The organism is Kitasatospora sp. NPDC091207 (assembly GCF_044768625.1).
Taxonomy (GTDB): Bacteria; Actinomycetota; Actinomycetes; order Streptomycetales; family Streptomycetaceae; genus Kitasatospora.
This window is the reverse complement of sequence record NZ_JBIVVS010000014.1, coordinates 144,165-162,956: the sequence shown is the minus strand read 5'-3', so window position 1 is coordinate 162,956 and position 18,792 is coordinate 144,165. Positions and strand designations below refer to the sequence as shown.

Genomic DNA, 18,792 nt, shown 5'->3' with positions numbered 1-18,792 from the left:
GCACCCTAGGATCAGGATCCGACATCGCCGCGGCATGCCCGGTGGACGCCCGTCCTCGCCCCGTGGCTACCCGAGCGGCCCGAGGTCCCCGTGTACGAGGGTCGCGGTGATCGGGGGGCGGTTCCAGAGGGCGAGGATCTCGTTGGCCAGCGCGATGGTCGGGCGCGGGTCGCCTCCTCCGTGCACCTCGACGGCGGCGGCCGACAGGGTGCGCGGGACGGCGCCGGCGTCGAGCAGCACCCGCCAGTCCGCCGGGGCGAGCGAGAGGAACTCCAGTCCGGTCAGCGCGGCGATCTCCAACGGGTCGGCGAGTGTGCCGGCGTAGGCCGTCAGGGTCCGCAGGCGAGGCAGCCCGATCACGGGCGCGAGGCTGAACGGTGCGCCGTCCCACCGCCCGATGCGCAGCACCTCCAGGTCGGCGTGGGCGGCGGCGTCGATGCTCCGCAGGCTCTGGTGGTGCACGATGGCGGCGACGGGTGCCTTGTCCCATCGGCCGCCCGTGGGCCACTCCTGGTCCGGGTCGCGCACCAGGCTGGTGAGCGAGTCGGCCATGAGGGAGGCGCCGATGCTCTGTTCGTGGTCGAGCATGATGATCTGGCCGAGGTGACCGCGAGGGCCGGGCGTCAGGTCGACCGCCACCCGGTCTCCCCCGCCGGAGTCACCGAGGACGATCCAACCGGGCGAGCCCACCAGATCCTGCACCGCGTCATCGGGCCCGGTGAGCACCGTCTCCGACGCCGCGAACTCCCAGTGGCACCGACGGGACGCCGGGTCGGCGACGGCGAGGTCCTCCAACGCCCCCAACTCGAACCCGACGGCGTCGAACACGCACTGCGCCGCGTCGTAGTCGCCGCCCCAGTCCGCCCACCGCGCGCGCGTCACCCGGTACAGCACCCTCACCTCCTCGGGCAGTTGCCGACCGAGCCGGGACTCGACGGCGGCGATCTCCTCCTCGGTGGCCCCGATCGCGTCGGGTATCCGCTCGCGCAGCGTGCGTTCCAGCGCCATCAGGTCGACCGACGGGGCGGGCCGCGCGCCCGGCACGGGCTCGGGCAGCCGGCGCCACGGCTCGGGGACGGCGCCCTCGACCAGGGTCAGCGCGCCCGGGTGGGCGTCGCCGATCCCCGGGGCGGCCGCGGGCCCGTGGTCGAACAGGCCCAGCGCCGTCGTCCCGTCCGGCGCGATCTCCAGGACGAACACGACATCGTCGAGTCCGGCCTCCGGGAGGGCGTCGCGTACCCGCTCGATCGCGTCGTACTGGTCCTGGTTGTCCGACACCAACGAGGCCCGGCCGGGCGGTGGCTGCCGCCACGGCAGCGGGACGCTCCAGGACCCGCGGCCGATGTTTCCCGCCACCTGGCCGCCCGGCGCGGCGAGGGCCGGCGCGTGGGCGGTCCGCAGCAGCCGCAGCAGCGGCTCCCAGGTCGCGAAGTCGTACAACGAGGGCACCTGGGCCTCCGGTCAACGGGGTGGGCGTGTCGGTGGCGATTATGTCCTCCGCCACCGACACGCCCGCGGGACACCGGTCCGGACCTGCCGGGGATCCTCTCGGATACCGGGCGGAATCTGTCCGGTATCGGCTCTAGCGTGCTGCGCGGGCCCCCGGGAAGCCGACGGACCCGGTGCCGACCGGCCACGACCGCCGGCCCCGAGGACCGAACACCAACCGCGACCACAAACCACCGACCACCGACCACCGACCACCGACCACCAAGGAAAAGCCATGAACCTCGTCTCGATCCGGATCATCACCGAGGACGTCGCACGCCTCGCCGGGTTCTACGAGCACGTCACGGGCGCCACCGCCTCCTGGAGCACCGAGGACTTCGCCGAGCTCACGGTGGGCCCGGCCACCCTCGCCATCGGCAGCACCCGCACCGTTCCCCTGTTCGCACCCGGCTCGGCGGAGGCCGGCGCCAACCGCAGCGTCGTCGTCGAGTTCCTCGTCGACGATGTCGACGCGCTCCACGCCGCCCTCGGCGGCCGGGGCGGGGAGTTCGTCAACGCGCCGACCACCCTGCCGTGGGGCAACCGCTCGCTGCTCCTGCGGGATCCCGACGGCAACCTGGTCAACCTGTTCACCCCGGTCACGCCCGCCGCCAGGGCGAAGTTCGGGCTCTGACCCCTGCGGGCGCGTCGCCCGGCCCGGGTCGCGGCCGGGACGGTACGACGGCGGCCGGGACGGTACGACGGCGGCCGGCCGGGCGCCGCGCCACCGCTTCCCGCGCCGGCCGACGGACCGCCGGGACGGCACACCCGGCACGACGGGACGGCACACCCGGACGGCCGCCGCCCCGGCGAAATGAATCTCGCCGGGACCGATGAGTTCTGTCATGATCCACAGTCAGAGTCCATGGCAGGTGCACCGGAGCCGCCCGTGCGGCCCGGGTGTGCACCGGCCCGACCTGCCGAGTACCTGTGCCAAGAACCGAGGAATCCCAGATGCGCACCCTGATCAGCACGGCCTTCATCTCCCTCGACGGCGTCGTGGAGGCCCCGGGCGGCGAGCCCGGCTACCGGAACTCCGGGTGGACCTTCAAGGACATCGAGTTCCTCCCCGAGGCCTTCGAGCTCAAGGGCCGCGAGCAGCAGGAGGCGACCGCGATGCTGCTCGGCCGGACCAGCTACGAGGCCTTCAGCCCCGTCTGGCCCGACATGGCGGACTTCGCCGACTACAAGGTGATGCCGAAGTACGTCGTCTCCACCACGCTCACCGAGGACGACCTGGTCACCAACTGGGGCGAGACCACGATCCTGCGCTCGCTCGACGACGTCGCCGCGCTGAAGGAGACCGAGGGCGGCCCCATCATCGTCCACGGCAGCGCCGGACTGAACCGGGACCTCTCGGACGCCGGCCTGATCGACCGCTACCACCTGCTCGTCTTCCCGCTCCTGCTCGGCGCGGGCAAGCGCCTGTTCAGCACCACCGACAAGGACGCCCAGAAGCTGAAGCTGGTCGAGTCGGCGGCCTACCCGAACGGCATCCAGAAGCAGGTCTTCGACGTCGTCCGCTGACGCTGACACGGCCGCTGCCGCGCGGGCTCCTGGCGGGGGCGCGCGGACCGGGCCGTGTGCCGCCGCCCGGCGCGGCGCCGGGGTACGCAGGACCGCAGGACCGCAGGACCGCAGGACCGCAGGACCGTCCGGGGATCACTCCGGCCCACGCGCGGGTACACCTACCGTGAGGGGCTCCGTCCAGCGGGGCCGTTCGTCGCCGCGCCGCGGGCGGTGGCCGTGCCGCTTGCGGTCGTCGAACCGGCGGGCCCGGCCGCCGCCCGGCCGCACCTCCTGCCGGCGCGTCCCTCCCCGGCGGGTCCTTCCCAGTCGGAGCCCCGCCCGGCGTGGTGCTGCCACGGCCCGGCGGTCGCGGCAGCGTCACGGTACTGCCGCCCCGGACGCGAGCGGCCGTCCGCACTCGGGCGGACGATGGACGTGTGTACCCGCCCGGCACGAGGGCGGGTACGACAACCGCTGGTGCTCCGGGCGGCCCGTTCGACGACCTCCCCGGGGTGCGGAACTAGGAGTTGATCATGGTTGACGGCACCACGGGTGGCGATGCCCACCAGCCGACCGGCGACAGCGGGGAGCAGGGGGACGCGGCGGCTCCGGACCTCCAGAACACGGTGGACGAGCGCGGCTACGACGACATCCTCGACGAGGGGTACTCCCCGCCCGAGAAGCCGCTCGGGGTGACCAGGGCGGGCACCACGGTCGCGGAGCAGCGCGAGGGCGAGAGTCTGGACGACCGACTGGCCCAGGAAGTCCCGGACCTCGCCGTGGACGACGGGGACGGCATCGGCGACGTGCCCGGCGGGGAGGGCGAGCCGATGGACCCCCAGGCCGGCGACGAGCGGGCCGGACGGCTCCTCGCGCCGGACGAGGGGGCCCACCCGGACACCAGCAAGGGACTCTTCGCCTCCGATGTCGGCATCGACGGCGGCGCCGCGGGAGCCGAGGAGGCGGCCGTCCACGTCGTGCCCGACGCGTGGTGAGCCCCCGGCCCACCGCCGGCTGCCACCGACCGCGCCGCAGCCGCAGCCGCGCCCTACGGAGGCCCGGCGCCACCCGGGTCACGCTTCCGCGGGGCGCCTACCATCGGTACCAGCGGCCGCGACCGCCCGAGCTGCTGGTGCCCCGGGCGATGAAGCCGAGCAACCAGATGACCAGGACGGCGACGGCCACCCACCAGAGAACCTTGAGCGCGAATCCCGCGCCGAAGAGGATCAGGACCAGCAGCAGGACCAGGACGAGCGGGGCCATCGTGTGCCACCTCCACCATTGACTCGGGCAGTAGTGCCACACGTCTGCCCCGGATTCGGCGCTCCACGCCCTTTCGGGCCGCCCGGACCACGTGAACGGTCCGCTGCGCCGGTCCGAGCGGCCGCCCGGGCGCGGGAGCGGGCTCAGCGCCGCTCCTCCGTCCGGACCGCCTTGCGGAGGTCCTCGTGCGCGGCGCCCTCGTGGCCCTCGCGCTGTTCGAGGAGTGCCCCGGCGATGGCGTCGAGCTTGCGCTGGAGGGCGTGCTCCGCCCGACGCCCGGCGTTCTTGAGCAGTGCCGGCAGGAGCAGGGTGATCGCGGCCATGGGGTCGCCCACGAGGATCTGCCGTTCCGTGGACGGGCCGGCCGCGTGGACCGCGATGAAGGCGGCGACCGGCAGCACGCCGGACAGCGAGAACGCCGGCGAGGTCGGACGCGGTCTCGGCGAGCCGCTCGACCCGGCCGCGTTCGCCGTCGCCCCGGGCAGCCGGATGCGAGTGCCTGACGGTCAACCGGTGACTGTGCGGATGGTCAGCGCCATTCGCCGACGATGAGGCCCGGAACTGTCCCCGGAACTGTCCAGGGAACTCCACCCGCGCTGTACGGTCGGGCGAGTACCGCAGCCGTCGACACAGGAGCCGAGATGGGACCGGATCATGATTCCGATTGGTTCTGGGAGGTCCTGGAAGCGACCCGACCGCGGCTGTCCGCCCTGGAGTTGTGGTTGGAGTCCCACTCGCGGGAGGTGCTTGAAGCCTTCGCGCTCGCGTACGAGTCCGCGGCGGAATCGCTGGCCGACTTCTCGGAAGGTGTGAGCGTGGAGGGGGACGTCTGGTCCGAGGACAGCACCGAAGACCTGTGCATGTGGGTGGTCGGTCAGGGCTACGGGCTGTGGAACTCGGTGGTTGTGGGAGAACGACGGCTGGAAGAAGTCGCCCAGATGTATCTGGGCCGTGCTCCGCTGCTTCCAGAAGGCGTGGCGCCGTGGGACGGGGAGGTCTCGGACCCTGAGCACAGGGGCTACCAGTCTCCCGGGGCCATCGTCCACGGCGTCTACCGGTCGCGATTCGCCGAGGCGTTGGATGAACGGCTTGAGGGCAGGTGAGGGGATTTGCCCGGGCCGGGCGGGTGGCGCGGCGGGGCTCCTGGCAGACGCAGCGGTTGTCCAAGGGCTGTCCCGTCACTGCCGGCCATCACCGGCTGACGGCGCGCAGGTCCCGGGTGTACCGGTCGAACCGTGTGCCGTCCTTGCCCGGCGCCCGTCGGCCAGGGGTGAACCCTGCCCGTTGCGCCACTGCGGCGGAAGCGGAGTTCACCGGCTCCACCTGGATCACCACCTCGGCCCCGCCCTCACCGGCCGCGTATCGGGAGGCCAGGAGGACCGCGCGGGTTGCCAGGCCACGCCCCCTCCAGGACGGGTAGAGGCCGTACGCGATATTCACCTGGCCGGGACCCAGGTCTTCCCCGGCGAACCGCAGGTCGATCGTCCCCACGAGCACGTCGTCGGCACCCACCCGGATGCCGAACGCGCGCAGCGGCCCGGAAGCCTCCCACTGTTCCCGACAGTGGTGGAGGTACGCCTCGACGCCCTCCCGTGTGCCGGGACCACCGTTGAGCCAACGAACCAGCAGCTCATCCTCGCCGGCAAGATGCGCCTCGACATCATCCAGGCGCAGTGGGGACAGAGTGACGGTCCCATCGGACAGCCTCACGTCGTCCATTCGGCGATTCTTGATGCCGTGGCCGCGTCGCACCATCGGATTTCCGCGTCGCTTGCCGCACTCACCTGCCGTGCGAGGACGTCCCCGAGGCGCACGGGCACCGGCCCGTGCCGCGCCGGCCGGGGTCAGCCGGTCGGCGCCTCCCCGCACAACCGGCCGGATCGAGCGCCAGAATCCCCCGCGCGTCTCGCGCCGCCCTGATCCCGACGGGTACCGCGGTCCCCGCGGCGGGTGTCACCCCGAGCCGGCCGGTTCGTCCGCCCACCCCGGTGCGTCGCGGTCCTCCAACTGTTCGCGCAGCAGGGCGAGTGTGGCGGTGAGGAGCCGGGAGACGTACATCTGGGACACCCCGATCCGCTCCGCGATCTCCGTCTGGGTGCGGCCGTCCCAGAAGCGCAGCTTCAACACCGTCTGCTCGCGCTCGGGCAACCGGCCGAGCAGGGGGCGCACGGCCGTCCGGAACTCGGCGAGTTCGAGGTCGGGATCGACGGCTCCGAGCCGGTCGAGCAGGGAGCTGCCCGCTTCGTCGGTGTCCTGTTCCCGTAGCGCGTCCAGTGAGTTGGGCCGGTAGACGCGGCCGGCGATCAGACCCTCGACGACCTGGTCGTACGTCAGGTCGAGCTCCTCGGCGAGCTCCTCGGTGTGCGGCAGCCGGCCGAGCCGCTGCTCCAGGCGGTCCGAGCCGCGGGCCACGGCCAGGTAGACCTCCTGCATGCCGCGCGGGACGCGGACCGGCCACGAGGTGTCGCGGAAGAACCGCTTGATCTCCCCGGCGATGGTCGGGATCGCGTAGGTGATGAACTCGACGCCGCGCTCGGGGTCGTAGCCGTCCACGGCTTTGATCAGGCCGACGGTCCCGACCTGGAGGATGTCGTCCATGTCCTCCGCGCGGTGCCGGAACCTGGCCGCGATGAAGCGGACCAACGGCATGTTCAGTTCGATGATCGTGCCGCGGACGTAGCTGTAGGCGCGGGTCTCGCGTCCCAGCGACGCCAGCCTCGCGAACAGCGCGTCGCTGATCCCGCGGGCCTCGGTCCTGCCCATCGCCCGGAGCTCCTCCGCACTCGGGCGCGGGGGCAGTGGGGGCGGCGGGGGCACGATCGTCCGGTCCTCGCGAGGACCGGCCTCTGCACGGATGATGGACACGGTGCTCTCCTGGGTGCACTCCCTGCTACGACGGTGCCGCCCGCGCCTCGCGCAGGACGCACCTCGGGCTCTCGTTCCCGGGCACCGGCCCGACACCGCCGGGCCTCGGCCCCGTGGCACACGGCACCCGGGAGCGTGCGGACACGACACGGTGCGCCACCGCGTCCGCTCTGTCGTGGCCACTACCCGACATCACCGCATTGATGCATGAATCGCCCGATTCATCCGTTTCCGGCCGCTGAACCACGCGTCCCCGGCCCGTGCCCCGGGGTGCCCGCGCCCGCACCGGCCGGCGGGCCCGACGGCGCCGCCGGGCGTCAGTCGAGCCCGGTGACCGTCGAGCCCACCAGGTGCTCGGCGAGCCCGGCCCGGCCCGCGTCCCGGTACCAGCGGCGCTGGCGGTCCGCACCGCTGCCCCGGGCCCGGAACCGCTGCCACAGCTCGGCCACCCGGCCGGTGTCGCCTGCGGCGTCCAGCCCCGGGGCGGCGTAGGACCGGAGTTCCTCGACCACGGCGCCGGCCGGCCGGGACGCGCCGTCGACCGGCGAGACCAGGTCGGCGTGCAGACCCGCCCGGGCGGCGTGCCAGACTCCGGCGCGCACCAGCTCCTCGGGCGGCTCCGGCCGCGGCCGGCCGGCCCGTTCGTCCAGTACCGCCCTGGCCACCAGGCCCCTGGTCAGCCCGGCGAACAACTCGGCGTCGGCGACCGTCAACTGGACGTCGCACGCCCGCACCTCCACCGTCGGGTAGCGGCCGGACAGCCGCGCCTGCCAGTAGACCTGCCCCTCGTCGGCGATCGCCCCCGAGGCCAGCAGGGCGCCCGTCCGACGCCGGTAGTCCGCGATGTCACGGAAGGCCGGTGGCGGGCCGCTCACCGCCCACTGGTCGAAGTGGACGGTGCGCCAGCTCGCGAAGCGGGTGTCCCGGCCCCGCCAGTACGGCGAGTTCGCGGACATCGCCACCAGCACGGACAGCCAGGGGCGGACCCTCACCAGCGCGCCGACCCGCTCCTCCTCGTCCGCCACCCCGACGTGCACGTGCATGCCGTTCAGCATCAGGTCGTCCACCAGCGAGGGCGCCTGGTCGCGGGCCCGGCGGTAGCGTTCGCCGTCGGTGACCGGCACCGGGTCGTCGAGGGCGAACGGAGCGGCGCCGACCGGCACGATCCGGCACCCGTGCTGCGCCGCGGCGGCGGTCAGTCCCGCCCGGACGCGGGTCAGGTGGCGGGTGAGTGCCGCGAGGTCCTCACAGACCGGGGTGGCCGTCTCCACCTGCACCTCCAACAACTCGGGCTGCGCCTCGCCCGACCGCAGGGCCGGGGCCAGATCGGCGGCGGCCAGCACCTCGGCGGCCAGCGGCACGGGCGCGCAGTCCCGCGGATCCACCAGGAGGTACTCTTCCTCGACTCCCAAGGTCAACATGTCCCTCCGCTACCCGGAAGCGCCCGGCCTACGCGGGGGGCGACCGGCCTACCCGGAAGCGCCCGGCCTACGCGGGGGGGCGACCGTCACACCGGGCGGGCCGCCGGAGCCGGCCCGACCCGTGTACCCGGCCGGTCGTGGCCGGAGCCGCGCGGGTACGGTCGGCACCCGGTCGGGTGATGCCGGCCGCTCAGCAGCCGTACCGGCGGGGAAGGGCCACCGGGCGCGCGGCCGGCCCTCGCTGGTCCGGATGCCGGGGTGGGAGTGCGGCGAACCGCTCCGGCGGCGACGTTGGAGAGATGGACATCGTCGTCGTACTGGAACTGGATACACCGACCAACGTGCGGATCCTCGGACCCGACCGTGAGCCGGCCCACCCCGACAACCCGGTGCGCCGCGCGCACACCGCCCTCGCGGAGGCCTCGGGCGCCTGCGGCCCCCTCACCCTGTGCGGCCTGGACACCTCCGACATGACCCTCGCCCCGCACCGGTACCCCCAGCCCGACCAGCCTCCGCCGGGACGCCGGTGGCACACCTGCACCACCTGCCGGAGCGCCGGAGCCGACAGCGCGCCCGGCTGGGCCGGAACGGCCGGAACGCTCGCCCCGGACAGCCATCAGGGCGACACCCACCCCGTGGAGACCCCGGCCCGCTGAATCCCCGTCCGCCCGAGCGCCGCCGGGACCGCCGTCGATCCGGCGGCTCCCGGTCCCGGCCACGGCCGGTGCGCCGCCGCTACGGGGCCCCGGTGTCGGCCGCCGGCGGCTCGGGCTCCTCGCCGTCCCCGCCCTTGGCCCGGACGTCCTTCGGTGTGGGCGCGGTGATGTTGCGCTGCTCCGCCGACCGCTCCCGGGTCTCCTCGTCGACCTGGGGGGTGCCGTCCTGCTCGGGAGTGCTCATCTCGATCGTCCTCTCGTCCAGCTCGGAACGGACAGCGACGCCGGACTGGACGACGGTCCCGGAGCGGACAGCGGGGCCGGCGCACGCGACGTGGTCCGTGCCGGGCGTCTGCCCCCGCGCCCGGACCGGAAACGGGCGGGCTGCCGGGCGGGGCGGAGCCGGGTTCCGCCCCGCCCGGCGGAGGTGGGTGCTACGAGATCCGGGCCCACGCGCTCCAGCTGCCGTCCGCGGCGTGCCGGCGGGACCACAGGCGGTTGTCCGTGCCCTTCGCGGCGATCTCGAACTGGCCGCCGCCCGTGTCGGAGGCGACGATGCCGACGCCACCGGTCTTGTAACCACCCAGCGAGGACCAGGCGCTCTTCTTCCCGGACGCGCTGCTCGAACGCGTCCACACGGCGTGGTCGGTGCCGATGACGAACACCATCCGTCGGCCGTCCCGGTAGGCGTACTCCGCCATCCCCGGCTGCCCGAAGTCAGCGCCGCAGAGGTACTCGCCACCCCAGACGGGGCTGGTGCAGTGCATCGGCTCCAGGGCCGCCGCGGGCGTCGCCGCCTGGGCGGGCGTCGCCGTCAGCGCGACACCGGCGAGAACGGCGGCGGCCATCGCCGTCTTGATCTTCTTCACGGGCACTCCCTCAATCGATACGGACCGGGGCCGCCCGTCCACCGGACAGCCCCTTCAGTTGAGGTGACGGGCGCTCGGGCCTCACGGGTTCACCGGGCCGTCGGCCCCGGCGGCCGCCCACCTCCCTCGACGGCGCCCTCGGAGGCGTTCGACGGCGAGCGCCCGATCGACCGTCACGTCGTCGGCCGGGAATCCCGGCCGGAGGGGTCCGGGCCGACGCCGCGGCGCCCGGCACGTCCGCCTGTCGGTCCCTCAACTGGTCGAACGCGCTGGTGTCGTGATCGATACGGTGCGGCCCGGGCGTTGCAGTCCGGTGACACGGAATGCGTCATTCCGTCGATTGTTCGCACTAGATTCGATCGTGCACGCAGCCGCAACGCCCGGCGGTTCCCGCACGAGAGGAAACGGGCCCTGCGCGCGACCTCACCCGTACTTCGCTCAGGAGAACCCGCATGTCCCCCTCGACGACCCGCCGCGCCACCACCGTCCGCTCCCTGGCCGGCACCGTCCTGGCAGCCGCTCTGCTCGTCCCCGCCGCGACGGCCTGCAGCTCCTCGACCGACGCGGGTGGCACCACCGCGGCCAGTACCCCCGCCGCGCAGGGCACCACCGCACCGGTCGGCCCGCCGCCGACCACGCCCGGTTCTCCCACCGCACCCGGCACCGCCGCACCGGGCACCGCCGCTCCGGGCGCACCGACCGGTGCGCAGGGCACCACCGCACCGACCGCGCCAGCCGCCTCGCCCTCCTCTCCTCGGAGCACCGCGCCGGCCACCGCACCGGTCACCGGCACCAAGGGGAAGTCCCCGGTGCGCACCGAGACCCTGGTGGACGGCAGCACGGCCGAGATCCAGGACACCGGGAACCAGAACTACTCCGCCAAGATCGTCAACAAGGGCGATGTCCTCGCCACGCTGGAGACGCACAACGCCGACGCCGGCCTGGACGCCAACGGCATGTTCGTCGTGCTCTCGGTGGACGGCCACGTCCACTCCTGGATGGGCGGCGAGCACCAGGGACCGGGCACCTTCAAGCTCGTGGGCGGCTGGACGGCCAAGGTCACGAAGATCGGCGAACTCCGGTACCGCGCACAGATCCTCGGCAACGAGAACGCCGTGTACGACACGCTGGAGACCAACCAGCAGGACGTCGGGGCCGTCGCCAACGGCTCCTACATCGTGCTCAGCGCCGGCGGCGTGATCAGCTCCCACATGTGACCGCGCGGTACCGGGAGTTGTTCCCGTCCCTCGTTCGGGTGGTGAACGTCCGCTTCCCGCGAACACCGCGGTACCCGGGCCCGCCCAGGCGATGTGATGAGTGACGGCATCACCGACACCGCCGAGGAAGGCACATCGTGGCTGAACAGCTCTACGCGACACTGAGGACGAACCAGGGCGACATCGAGGTGCGGCTGCTGCCGAACCATGCCCCCAAAACCGTGCGGAACTTCGTCGAACTCGCCCAGGGCGAGCGCGAATGGATCAACCCGGAGACCGGCCAGAAGACGACCGCCCGGCTGTACGACGGCACGGTCTTCCACCGGGTGATCGAGGGCTTCATGATCCAGGGCGGCGACCCGCTGGGCAACGGCCAGGGCGGCCCGGGCTACAAGTTCGCCGACGAGTTCCACCCCGACCTCGCCTTCACCAAGCCGTACCTGCTGGCGATGGCGAACAGCGGTCCGGGCAGCAACGGCTCACAGTTCTTCATCACCGTCTCCCCGACCACCTGGCTGACCGGGAAGCACACCATCTTCGGCGAGGTCGCCGACGACGCCGGCAGGAAGGTGGTGGACGCCATCGCGGCCTCCGCCACCAACCCCCGCACGGACCGCCCCGTCAACGAGGTCGTCATCGAGTCGGTCACCATCGAATCCCGCGAGGGCTGATCCCCGGTTCCGCGGACGAACGCCCGGTGCCCCGGCCCGGCCCGCAGACCCGGGCCGGGGCACCACCCCGGCGCTACGCCCTCCTTCGGCGCCCGGAAGCCGCCGATCCTCCGCTCCAGCAGCTCGGCCGGCCGCAGCGGAGTACGGTCCTCGGACATCGGGCCGATGAGCTGCCCGCCCGCCGGCAGACCCTCGGGGGCGCGGCCCGCCGGTACGGCGGTGGCGGGCAAGCCGGGCATGGTGGCCAGACCGGCCCGGACGCGCTGGTCGACGTACGGGTACCCGACACCGTCGACGTCGATCCGGCGCGCCAGCGGATCGGGGTGGTGGTCGTGCGGGAACGCGGGAGCGGGCGTGACCGGACAGACCACGACATCGAACTCGGCGAAGAACCGCCGCCGGCCGTGGCGGTGGAGTTCACGACGGCCGTCCGCCTCGATCCGGTGACGCCCGCCGGACACCACGACGCGCAGCCGCGCCGCGTCGAGACTCCGGTCCTCCGCGCTCAGCCCCGCGGCGCGGGCCCGCAGCCGCTCGTGCGACTCGACGAGGAAGCGCGGGCGACGGAGGCCGAGAACAGCAACCGGGTGCAGAGCAGCGCGGCTTCGGTCGGATCGGGCAGCAACGGGCTCTGCCACTCGACGTGGGCGCCGGCCACCCGGCGCCCGCCCGCACCGCGGACGCGGTCGGAATTCGAAGGACTCGTTGACCGTCACCGAAGTGCCGAGCAGCGGCCGGTCCTCGCGCGCGCGGCGGCCCGGTCCACACCGCGTGCGGCGGCCCGCGCACGGTCGAAGTCCGGTACGCCGATCGCGTTGACCTCCCCGTCGTCCCGCTCGATGCGGGCGATCGCCTCGTCCGTCGGTTCCGCCGAACTCACGTCACCGGCCCGTAAGGCAGCTGTGATCTCTTCGGCCGTCGAATGGCTCCGCGTCATGCGGCCGACCGTAACGACCTCCGGAACAGGTCACGAAGCGCCGTTTCGCGCCATGGCCTACCAACCGCCGGAGGCGGTGGGGAAGCCGCGGGCGGCCGTGGTCGCCCCGGAGGTCCGGACCGGAGGCAGGTCCGCGCCGGAGGTGCTGACCCGGGCGCCGCCCCGCGCCGGATCCTCCTGGCGGCCGGCCGACTCCGTGGTGGCCCGCCAGGGGGCCGGCGCGGACGCGGGGGCCGCCGGCGGGCGCGGGTCCTCCCGGTCGATCCGCAGGACCAGGCTGCGGCCGCCGGGATTGCCGATCCCGTCCCGGTCGGTGCAACGGATCACCTGGCTGCGGGTGCCGTCGCGCTCCTCCCACCGGCCCACGACGGCACGGACACTGGGCCCCCAGGCGCCCTCGTGTTCGTACTCGACGGCGAGGTCCCAGTCCGCGGCGTCGATCAGTTCGCTGGCGCCGAGGACTCCCGGCACCACAACGGTGCCGCCGCCCCGGACGGTCACCACGGCGCGCTGCGGCCACTCGGCCTGCACCCCGATCACCGTGATCCGGTGGGCGTCTCGGTACTTCGGCATCGGTCACTCCCGCGGGTTGGTCCGGCTGATCCGTACTCCTCCTCCCTACTACGGCCGGCGGCCGGGCGAGGGTTCGCCGCCCGGTCGCCGGCCCTGCCCGAACCGGCCCGAACCGTGCCGCACCGTCCGTCGCGGCGCCGTCGCGGTCGGCGCCGGCGGTGGTCGGCGCGGCCTCAGGGCGACTGTGGTCCCCGCAGCCCCTGGAGCAGCAGGTCGATCAGTCGGCGGGGGTTGTAGCGGGGGTCGCTGTCGCGCCCGATGCAGAGGTTGCCGATGCCGCGCATCAGTTCGTAGGCCTCCGTACCGGGCCTGATCTCGCCGGCGTCGACCGCGGCGTCGAGCAGTTGGGAGCAGACGGGCACCAGGCGGTCGAGGAAGTAGGAGTGCAGCGCGTCGAAGCCGCTGTCCGACTGCACGGTGTTGGCGAGCCCGTGCTTGGTGACCAGGAAGTCGACGAAGAGGTCCACCCACTGACGCAGCGCCGTGAGGGGGGAGTCGCCGGCGGCCAGCAGGATCGGACCGGCCTCGGCACAGGCCTCGACCTGATGGCGGTAGACGGCGACGACGAGGTCCGCCCGGGCCGGGAAGTGGCGGTAGATCGTCCCGACGCCGACGCCGGCCCGGGCCGCGATCGCGCGGATCGGCGCGTCGATGCCGGAGGTGGCGAACACCTCGGCGGCGGCGGCGAGGAGCGCCTGCTGGTTGCGCAGCGCGTCGGCCCGCTTGCCTCGGGTCGGCACCTCGGCGGGCTGGCCTGCAGTGGACACCACGTTCTCCGTCCGGACGATGACTTCGACGACGATTCGGCGATTCGGCGATTGACCAAGCGGAACCTTGTTCCGTATCGTATCTGGAACAAGGTTCCGCTTTGAGCTTAGCCGAAGCGGTCCCTCCCGTCCGCCTCCCCCGCCACCGGCCGTACGAGGCCGGCAGCACGCCGCGGGAAGGGAAAGGCCATCCCATGACTGCATCGACCCACCCGCCCGACACCGTCGGCGAACCCACTCCGGTCCTCTCGGTCGGCCCGTTGGTCCTGCCGGCCCCCGGCCGCGCGGTGGACCTGCACCTGCGGGTCTCCGCCCCGGCGACCGGAAGCGACCTGCCGGTCATCCTCCTCTCGCACGGCCAGGGACCCTCCCACCACCTCTCCTCACTGCACGGCTACGCCCCGCTCGCCGACTACTGGGCGGCGCACGGCTTCGTCGTCATCCAGCCCACCCATCTGAGCTCGAGAACGCTGCGCCTCGACCCCGACACCCCCGGGGCGCCGCTGTACTGGCGGTCACGGGCCGAGGACATGACGCGCGTCCTCGACCACCTCGACCTGATCGAGGCCGCTGTGCCACAGCTCCCCGGACGCCTGGACCGGAGCAAGGTGGCCGTCGCCGGACACTCGATGGGCGGGCACACCGCGAGCCTGCTGCTGGGCGCCCGGCTCACCGACCCCCACAGCGGCGCGGAGGTGGACCTGACCGAGCCCCGGATCACGGCGGGCGTGCTGCTCGCCGCACCCGGCCGAGGGGGTGACGCCCTCACCCGGTCCACCGCCGAGAACTACCCGTTCTTCCTGACCACGGACTTCTCCCGGATGACGACACCCGCGCTCGTCGTCGCCGGCGACCACGACTCCTCCCCCCACCTGACGGTCCGCGGCGCGGCCTGGCACAGCGACCCGTACGTCCTCGCCCCGGGCCCCAAGTCCCTGCTCACCCTGTTCGGCGCGGGGCACGGTCTCGGCGGGGTCTCCGGCTACGACGTCGCCGAGACCACGGACGAGAACCCAGCACGGGTCGCCGCCGTCCAACGACTCACCTGGGCCTACCTCCGCTCCCAGCTCCACCCCGGGGACCTCAGCTGGCGCGCGGCGCGGGAGCTGCTCGCCGCCGGACCCGACCCGCTCGGACGGGTCGAGTCCAAGTGACCCACCGCGGCGCGGGACCGGATCGGGACTCCGCCGCCCTCCCGCCCACCAGCCGGCCGGCCCCGCACCTCGGCGAGCCGTCCACCCGTCGATCCGCCCACCCGCCCGTCCGTCGATCCGTCAATCCGTCATGGAGGAACACAGCCATGCAGTACCGCACCTTGGGCCGCACCGGTGTCCAGGTCAGCTCCCTCGCGCTCGGCGCGATGAACTTCGGCCGGCTCGGGCGGACCACCCAGGACGAGGCCACCGCCCTCGTCGACGCCGCCCTCGAAGCCGGGATCAACCTCATCGACACCGCCGACCTGTACAGCGGCGGCGAGTCGGAGGAGTTGGTCGGCCGGGCCGTCGCCGGCCGCCGCGACGACCTCGTGCTCGCCACGAAGGTCGGCATGCCGATGAGCGAGGAGCGCAACCACCGGGGCGGCTCGCGGCGCTGGCTGGTCACCGCGCTGGAGAACAGCCTCCGCCGCCTCGGTGTCGACCACGTCGATCTGTACCAGATCCACCGCTGGGACCCGAGCACCGGAGACGAGGAGACGCTGTCCGCCCTCACCGACCTGCAACGCGCCGGGAAGATCCGCTACTTCGGCTCCTCGACCTTCCCCGCCCACCGCATCGTGCAGGCCCAGTGGGCCGCCCGCGAGCACCACCTGAGCCGCTACGTGACCGAACAGCCCAGCTACTCGATCCTCCAGCGCGGGATCGAGACCCATGTCCTGCCCGTGACCGAGGAGTACGGCCTCGGTGTGCTGGTGTGGAGCCCGTTGGCCTCGGGCTGGCTGTCCGGCGCGGTCCGCGAGGGCCGCGAGATCACCACCAGCCGCTCGACGTTCATGCCGCAGCGCTTCGACACCACCGTCGCGTCCAACCGGGCCAGGCTCGACGCGGTCGAGCGGCTGGCAGGGATCGCCGACGCCGCCGGCCTGACCATGATCCAGCTCGCACTCGGCTTCGTGACCGCGCACCCCGCCGTGACCGGCGCGCTCATCGGCCCCCGCGCCCTGGAGCACCTGCACGCGCAACTCGCCGCCGCCGACACCGTTCTGCCGGCCGACGTGCTGGACGCGATCGACGCCGTCGTGGCACCCGGCGTCGACCTCGCCGCCCACGAGAAGAACGACACCCCGCCCGCACTGCTCGACCCGTCACTGCGCCGCCGCTGACCCCGCACGGCTCGCGGCCCTTCCCGTCGGGTCCGATGGACAAGAAGCTTCCCGCACCACCGGCTTGGAATGGCAGGATGCCTCGCAGGTACCCCTCCGACCGACAGCAAGGACAGTGGACGTGAAACGGCACCGCGCGCTGGCCGTACGATCGACGGCCCTTCCCCTGATCCTCCTGCTCAGCGCGTGCGGCAGCGTCGCGGCACCGGTCACGGGCGACGGAGCGCCCGCCTCGCCGCTTTCGCGGAGCGACCCCGGTGAGGCGGCCCTGCAGAAGCTGGAATCGGCGCTCGGAGACCAGGGACGCGCGGATTTCGCGGACACCTTCGGCACGCTTCAACTGGACGTGGCGGGAGGGCGTGTCATCCTGTTCGCCACCGGCGAGGAGCGGGCGCGGGCGCTCATCGAAGCGGCGGCGAAGGCGCATCCGGACATCGACACCTCCCGTGCCGAGATCCGGAGGTGCCAGTACTCGCGAAGGACCGTCGATCCCGCACTCCGACGGATCGCCGACGCCATGAAGTCGGACCGGCTACCCGCACCCGTGCACACCGTGGGCCTCCTTCCGGACGGATCCGGGATCAAGGTCACGACGACAAAGGAAGGAACGGCGTCGAAGGAACTGAAGGACGCTGTCGCGAAGCTGGCCGGGGGCATTCTGGTGGCGTACGAAGTCGGCAAACCCCTGAGGGGTCTCGATGCCACCGCCACGATGGGCCCTCCGGACGCCGGCTCGACGCCGCGGTAGAACGCGATCGCCCGATATCCGGAAGCTCGACGAGAACACCTCGACGAGAACACCGAATTCCGGCTCCACCGAATGAACGGCGGGACCGGACCGGTGGACCTCCCGGCAGGGCGGTCAGAGGCGGTCGAGCGGTGGGCGACAGAGCGGCGGGAACGGCGGGAACGGCCGGGGCGCGGCAGTGGCCGGATACCCGCCCCCGGCTACAGCAGGACCAGCAGCTTCGTCCCCGGCACCAGCTTCCGGTTGACGGAGGTCGACTGGACGAACACGGTGTAGGCGGGATTGTCGCCCGGCTTCACCGTGACCTCCGACTCCGGCAGGCCGAGCAGCCGGCGGGCCGCCGGACCCGAGAACACCCGGCCCGTCATACGGCCGGTGGCGACGTCCCGCTCCGCCACGGCGAGCTGCTTCCGGCCCTGGATCTTCTCCCGCTTGGACAGCTCGTAGAAGGCGCAGCCGGTCTTGTAGGGGTGCCCGGAGCTGGTGACGAAGTCGCGGATCGGGCTCTGCTCGTCGACCGGGACCAGGATGTAGGTGCCGCTGTCCAGCGCGTCGAGATTGGCCTTCACCTCGGCGGTGCTCAAGTCCTGGCCCATCGTGAACAGGTTCCTCGTGCCGCGCACGCCCTGCTCGCGGCCCCGCAGGAAGCTCGTGGCGGCCGCCTTGACGGTGCCGATGGCCTCCTCGACGCCCTTGCTGGAGTCCGCGTCCCAGATCGCGATGTTGCCCGCGGGGAAGCCGTACTCCTGGGCGGTGCGCTTGGCCAGGGAGTTGGGGACCAGGATCGCCGAGGTCCAGTGGTCGGGGAGGTGGTCCATGGCGCTCCGGATGCGGTCCATCCAGCCGCGCAGGACGGCGGTGCCCTGGCCGCCGCCCATCCGGATGTGCATCTGGCCGCTCTCCGAGCAGCCGGAGGCGTTCTCCTCGCCGTCGGTGACGACGACCTGGAGGAAGGAGTGCTCCCCGTACCCCTCCCAGATGTTCTTGAGGTCGTCGACGGACTTCACGGCCGCCTCGATCAGCGCCGTCGCCCCGCCGTCGACCTTGTAGAGGCCCTTCAGGGAGGGCAGGTGCTTGACGTCCATGTCCCAGACCAGGTTCTGCACCTCGTGGTCGAAGGCGTAGAGGCTGATCCGGGTCTCGTGACCGAGGCGGTCGGACTCCTCCTGCAGGCCCTTCACGAACTCGTCCACCACGCGCACCAGCTGCGCCTCGTGCTGGCGCATCGAGCCGGACTTGTCGACCACGAGCGAGACGTGGTTGACCTTGTGCTTGATCCTGTTCGCAGCCATGGTTCTACCCCTTTGCCCAACGCTCTTCCGACGCCTTCCGGCGTTCCCTCCGACGTTGATTCCACTCTATGAGCCGGCACTGACATTCCGTTCGGAGCCGGGGTCGCGCGGATACTCCCGCCCGGCACCGGAACGCGGGCGGGCGGGCCGGCGCTCCGGAGGACACGATCCGCCGGGTTCGGTCAACATTTACTTT

21 protein-coding genes and 1 pseudogene are annotated in these 18,792 nt (G+C 72.9%); 10 read left to right on the top strand and 12 right to left on the bottom strand.

Going from position 1 to position 18,792, the window contains the following annotated elements; genetic code table 11:
- Positions 1-66 precede the first annotated feature (66 nt).
- Positions 67-1,449: an SMI1/KNR4 family protein gene (locus ACIQTO_RS23270; protein WP_402391134.1), complete on the bottom strand. Its 1,383-nt coding sequence runs from the start codon at positions 1,447-1,449 to the stop codon at positions 67-69.
- Positions 1,450-1,723: 274 nt separating this feature from the next.
- On the opposite strand from ACIQTO_RS23270, the gene ACIQTO_RS23265 reads away from it, so the two are divergent.
- The 3 genes from ACIQTO_RS23265 (at position 1,724) to ACIQTO_RS23255 (ending at position 3,992) form a co-directional block, all read left to right on the top strand.
- Positions 1,724-2,122: a VOC family protein gene (locus ACIQTO_RS23265; protein ID WP_402391131.1), complete on the top strand. Its 399-nt coding sequence runs from the start codon at positions 1,724-1,726 to the stop codon at positions 2,120-2,122.
- A 320-nt stretch (positions 2,123-2,442) separates the two neighbouring features.
- Positions 2,443-3,015 carry a dihydrofolate reductase family protein gene (locus ACIQTO_RS23260; RefSeq protein WP_402391129.1) on the top strand — a complete coding sequence of 191 codons (573 nt, stop codon included), beginning with the start codon at positions 2,443-2,445 and terminating at the stop codon, positions 3,013-3,015.
- Between the two features lie 515 nt (positions 3,016-3,530).
- Positions 3,531-3,992 carry a DUF5709 domain-containing protein gene (locus ACIQTO_RS23255; protein WP_402391126.1) on the top strand — a complete coding sequence of 154 codons (462 nt, stop codon included), beginning with the start codon at positions 3,531-3,533 and terminating at the stop codon, positions 3,990-3,992.
- A gap of 97 nt (positions 3,993-4,089) precedes the next feature.
- Here ACIQTO_RS23255 and ACIQTO_RS23250 read toward each other — a convergent pair whose 3' ends face one another.
- Both ACIQTO_RS23250 and ACIQTO_RS23245 read right to left on the bottom strand, forming a co-directional pair.
- Positions 4,090-4,260 (bottom strand): hydrophobic protein, encoded by a 171-nt coding sequence (locus ACIQTO_RS23250; protein ID WP_402391123.1) that lies wholly within the window; start codon positions 4,258-4,260, stop codon positions 4,090-4,092.
- A gap of 143 nt (positions 4,261-4,403) precedes the next feature.
- Positions 4,404-4,661: a hypothetical protein gene (locus tag ACIQTO_RS23245; RefSeq protein WP_402391121.1), complete on the bottom strand. Its 258-nt coding sequence runs from the start codon at positions 4,659-4,661 to the stop codon at positions 4,404-4,406.
- A 240-nt stretch (positions 4,662-4,901) separates the two neighbouring features.
- Between ACIQTO_RS23245 and ACIQTO_RS23240 the strand changes: the two genes are divergently transcribed.
- Entirely contained in the window at positions 4,902-5,363 is a 462-nt protein-coding gene (locus ACIQTO_RS23240; RefSeq protein ID WP_402391119.1) for a hypothetical protein, read from the top strand.
- Between the two features lie 88 nt (positions 5,364-5,451).
- Here the strand turns inward: ACIQTO_RS23240 and ACIQTO_RS23235 are convergent, their stop codons facing one another.
- The 3 genes from ACIQTO_RS23235 to ACIQTO_RS23225 all read right to left on the bottom strand — a co-directional run bounded on the left by ACIQTO_RS23235 (position 5,452) and on the right by ACIQTO_RS23225 (position 8,546).
- A complete protein-coding gene (locus tag ACIQTO_RS23235) occupies positions 5,452-5,979 on the bottom strand; it encodes a GNAT family N-acetyltransferase (protein ID WP_402391116.1) in 528 nt (175 codons plus the stop codon).
- A 234-nt stretch (positions 5,980-6,213) separates the two neighbouring features.
- Complete coding sequence (locus ACIQTO_RS23230) at positions 6,214-7,023, bottom strand: SigB/SigF/SigG family RNA polymerase sigma factor (RefSeq protein WP_402391113.1); 810 nt, start codon at positions 7,021-7,023, stop codon at positions 6,214-6,216.
- Between the two features lie 419 nt (positions 7,024-7,442).
- Positions 7,443-8,546 carry a glutamate--cysteine ligase gene (locus tag ACIQTO_RS23225; protein WP_402391110.1) on the bottom strand — a complete coding sequence of 368 codons (1,104 nt, stop codon included), beginning with the start codon at positions 8,544-8,546 and terminating at the stop codon, positions 7,443-7,445.
- 299 nt (positions 8,547-8,845) lie between these two features.
- On the opposite strand from ACIQTO_RS23225, the gene ACIQTO_RS23220 reads away from it, so the two are divergent.
- A complete protein-coding gene (locus ACIQTO_RS23220) occupies positions 8,846-9,202 on the top strand; it encodes a hypothetical protein (protein ID WP_402391107.1) in 357 nt (118 codons plus the stop codon).
- Positions 9,203-9,281: 79 nt separating this feature from the next.
- Here the strand turns inward: ACIQTO_RS23220 and ACIQTO_RS23215 are convergent, their stop codons facing one another.
- Complete coding sequence (locus ACIQTO_RS23215) at positions 9,282-9,446, bottom strand: hypothetical protein (RefSeq protein ID WP_402391104.1); 165 nt, start codon at positions 9,444-9,446, stop codon at positions 9,282-9,284.
- A gap of 190 nt (positions 9,447-9,636) precedes the next feature.
- On the bottom strand, positions 9,637-10,071 hold the full coding sequence (locus ACIQTO_RS23210; protein ID WP_402391101.1) for a hypothetical protein: 435 nt from the start codon (positions 10,069-10,071) through the stop codon (positions 9,637-9,639).
- A 452-nt stretch (positions 10,072-10,523) separates the two neighbouring features.
- On the opposite strand from ACIQTO_RS23210, the gene ACIQTO_RS23205 reads away from it, so the two are divergent.
- Both ACIQTO_RS23205 and ACIQTO_RS23200 read left to right on the top strand, forming a co-directional pair.
- On the top strand, positions 10,524-11,288 hold the full coding sequence (locus tag ACIQTO_RS23205; protein ID WP_402391098.1) for a hypothetical protein: 765 nt from the start codon (positions 10,524-10,526) through the stop codon (positions 11,286-11,288).
- A 137-nt stretch (positions 11,289-11,425) separates the two neighbouring features.
- Positions 11,426-11,959, top strand: a complete 534-nt coding sequence (locus ACIQTO_RS23200; protein ID WP_402391096.1) for a peptidylprolyl isomerase — start codon at positions 11,426-11,428, stop codon at positions 11,957-11,959.
- 83 nt (positions 11,960-12,042) lie between these two features.
- On the opposite strand, the pseudogene ACIQTO_RS23195 reads toward ACIQTO_RS23200, so the two are convergent.
- The 3 genes and pseudogenes from ACIQTO_RS23195 to ACIQTO_RS23185 all read right to left on the bottom strand — a co-directional run.
- Positions 12,043-12,896: pseudogene (locus ACIQTO_RS23195) on the bottom strand (amidase family protein); the annotation flags it as partial.
- A gap of 57 nt (positions 12,897-12,953) precedes the next feature.
- The gene (locus ACIQTO_RS23190; protein ID WP_402391094.1) at positions 12,954-13,469 is read right to left on the bottom strand and encodes a hypothetical protein; all 516 of its coding nucleotides are present in this window, start codon (positions 13,467-13,469) and stop codon (positions 12,954-12,956) included.
- Between the two features lie 173 nt (positions 13,470-13,642).
- The gene (locus ACIQTO_RS23185; RefSeq protein ID WP_402391091.1) at positions 13,643-14,236 is read right to left on the bottom strand and encodes a TetR/AcrR family transcriptional regulator; all 594 of its coding nucleotides are present in this window, start codon (positions 14,234-14,236) and stop codon (positions 13,643-13,645) included.
- A gap of 194 nt (positions 14,237-14,430) precedes the next feature.
- Between ACIQTO_RS23185 and ACIQTO_RS23180 the strand changes: the two genes are divergently transcribed.
- The 3 genes from ACIQTO_RS23180 (at position 14,431) to ACIQTO_RS23170 (ending at position 17,304) form a co-directional block, all read left to right on the top strand.
- Positions 14,431-15,390 (top strand): alpha/beta hydrolase family protein, encoded by a 960-nt coding sequence (locus ACIQTO_RS23180; protein ID WP_402391088.1) that lies wholly within the window; start codon positions 14,431-14,433, stop codon positions 15,388-15,390.
- Positions 15,391-15,536: 146 nt separating this feature from the next.
- Positions 15,537-16,556 carry an aldo/keto reductase gene (locus tag ACIQTO_RS23175; protein ID WP_402391085.1) on the top strand — a complete coding sequence of 340 codons (1,020 nt, stop codon included), beginning with the start codon at positions 15,537-15,539 and terminating at the stop codon, positions 16,554-16,556.
- 121 nt (positions 16,557-16,677) lie between these two features.
- Positions 16,678-17,304, top strand: a complete 627-nt coding sequence (locus ACIQTO_RS23170; RefSeq protein ID WP_402391084.1) for a hypothetical protein — start codon at positions 16,678-16,680, stop codon at positions 17,302-17,304.
- A gap of 200 nt (positions 17,305-17,504) precedes the next feature.
- On the opposite strand, the gene ACIQTO_RS23165 is transcribed toward ACIQTO_RS23170, so the two are convergent.
- Complete coding sequence (locus tag ACIQTO_RS23165) at positions 17,505-18,596, bottom strand: VWA domain-containing protein (protein ID WP_402391081.1); 1,092 nt, start codon at positions 18,594-18,596, stop codon at positions 17,505-17,507.
- Positions 18,597-18,792 lie beyond the last annotated feature (196 nt).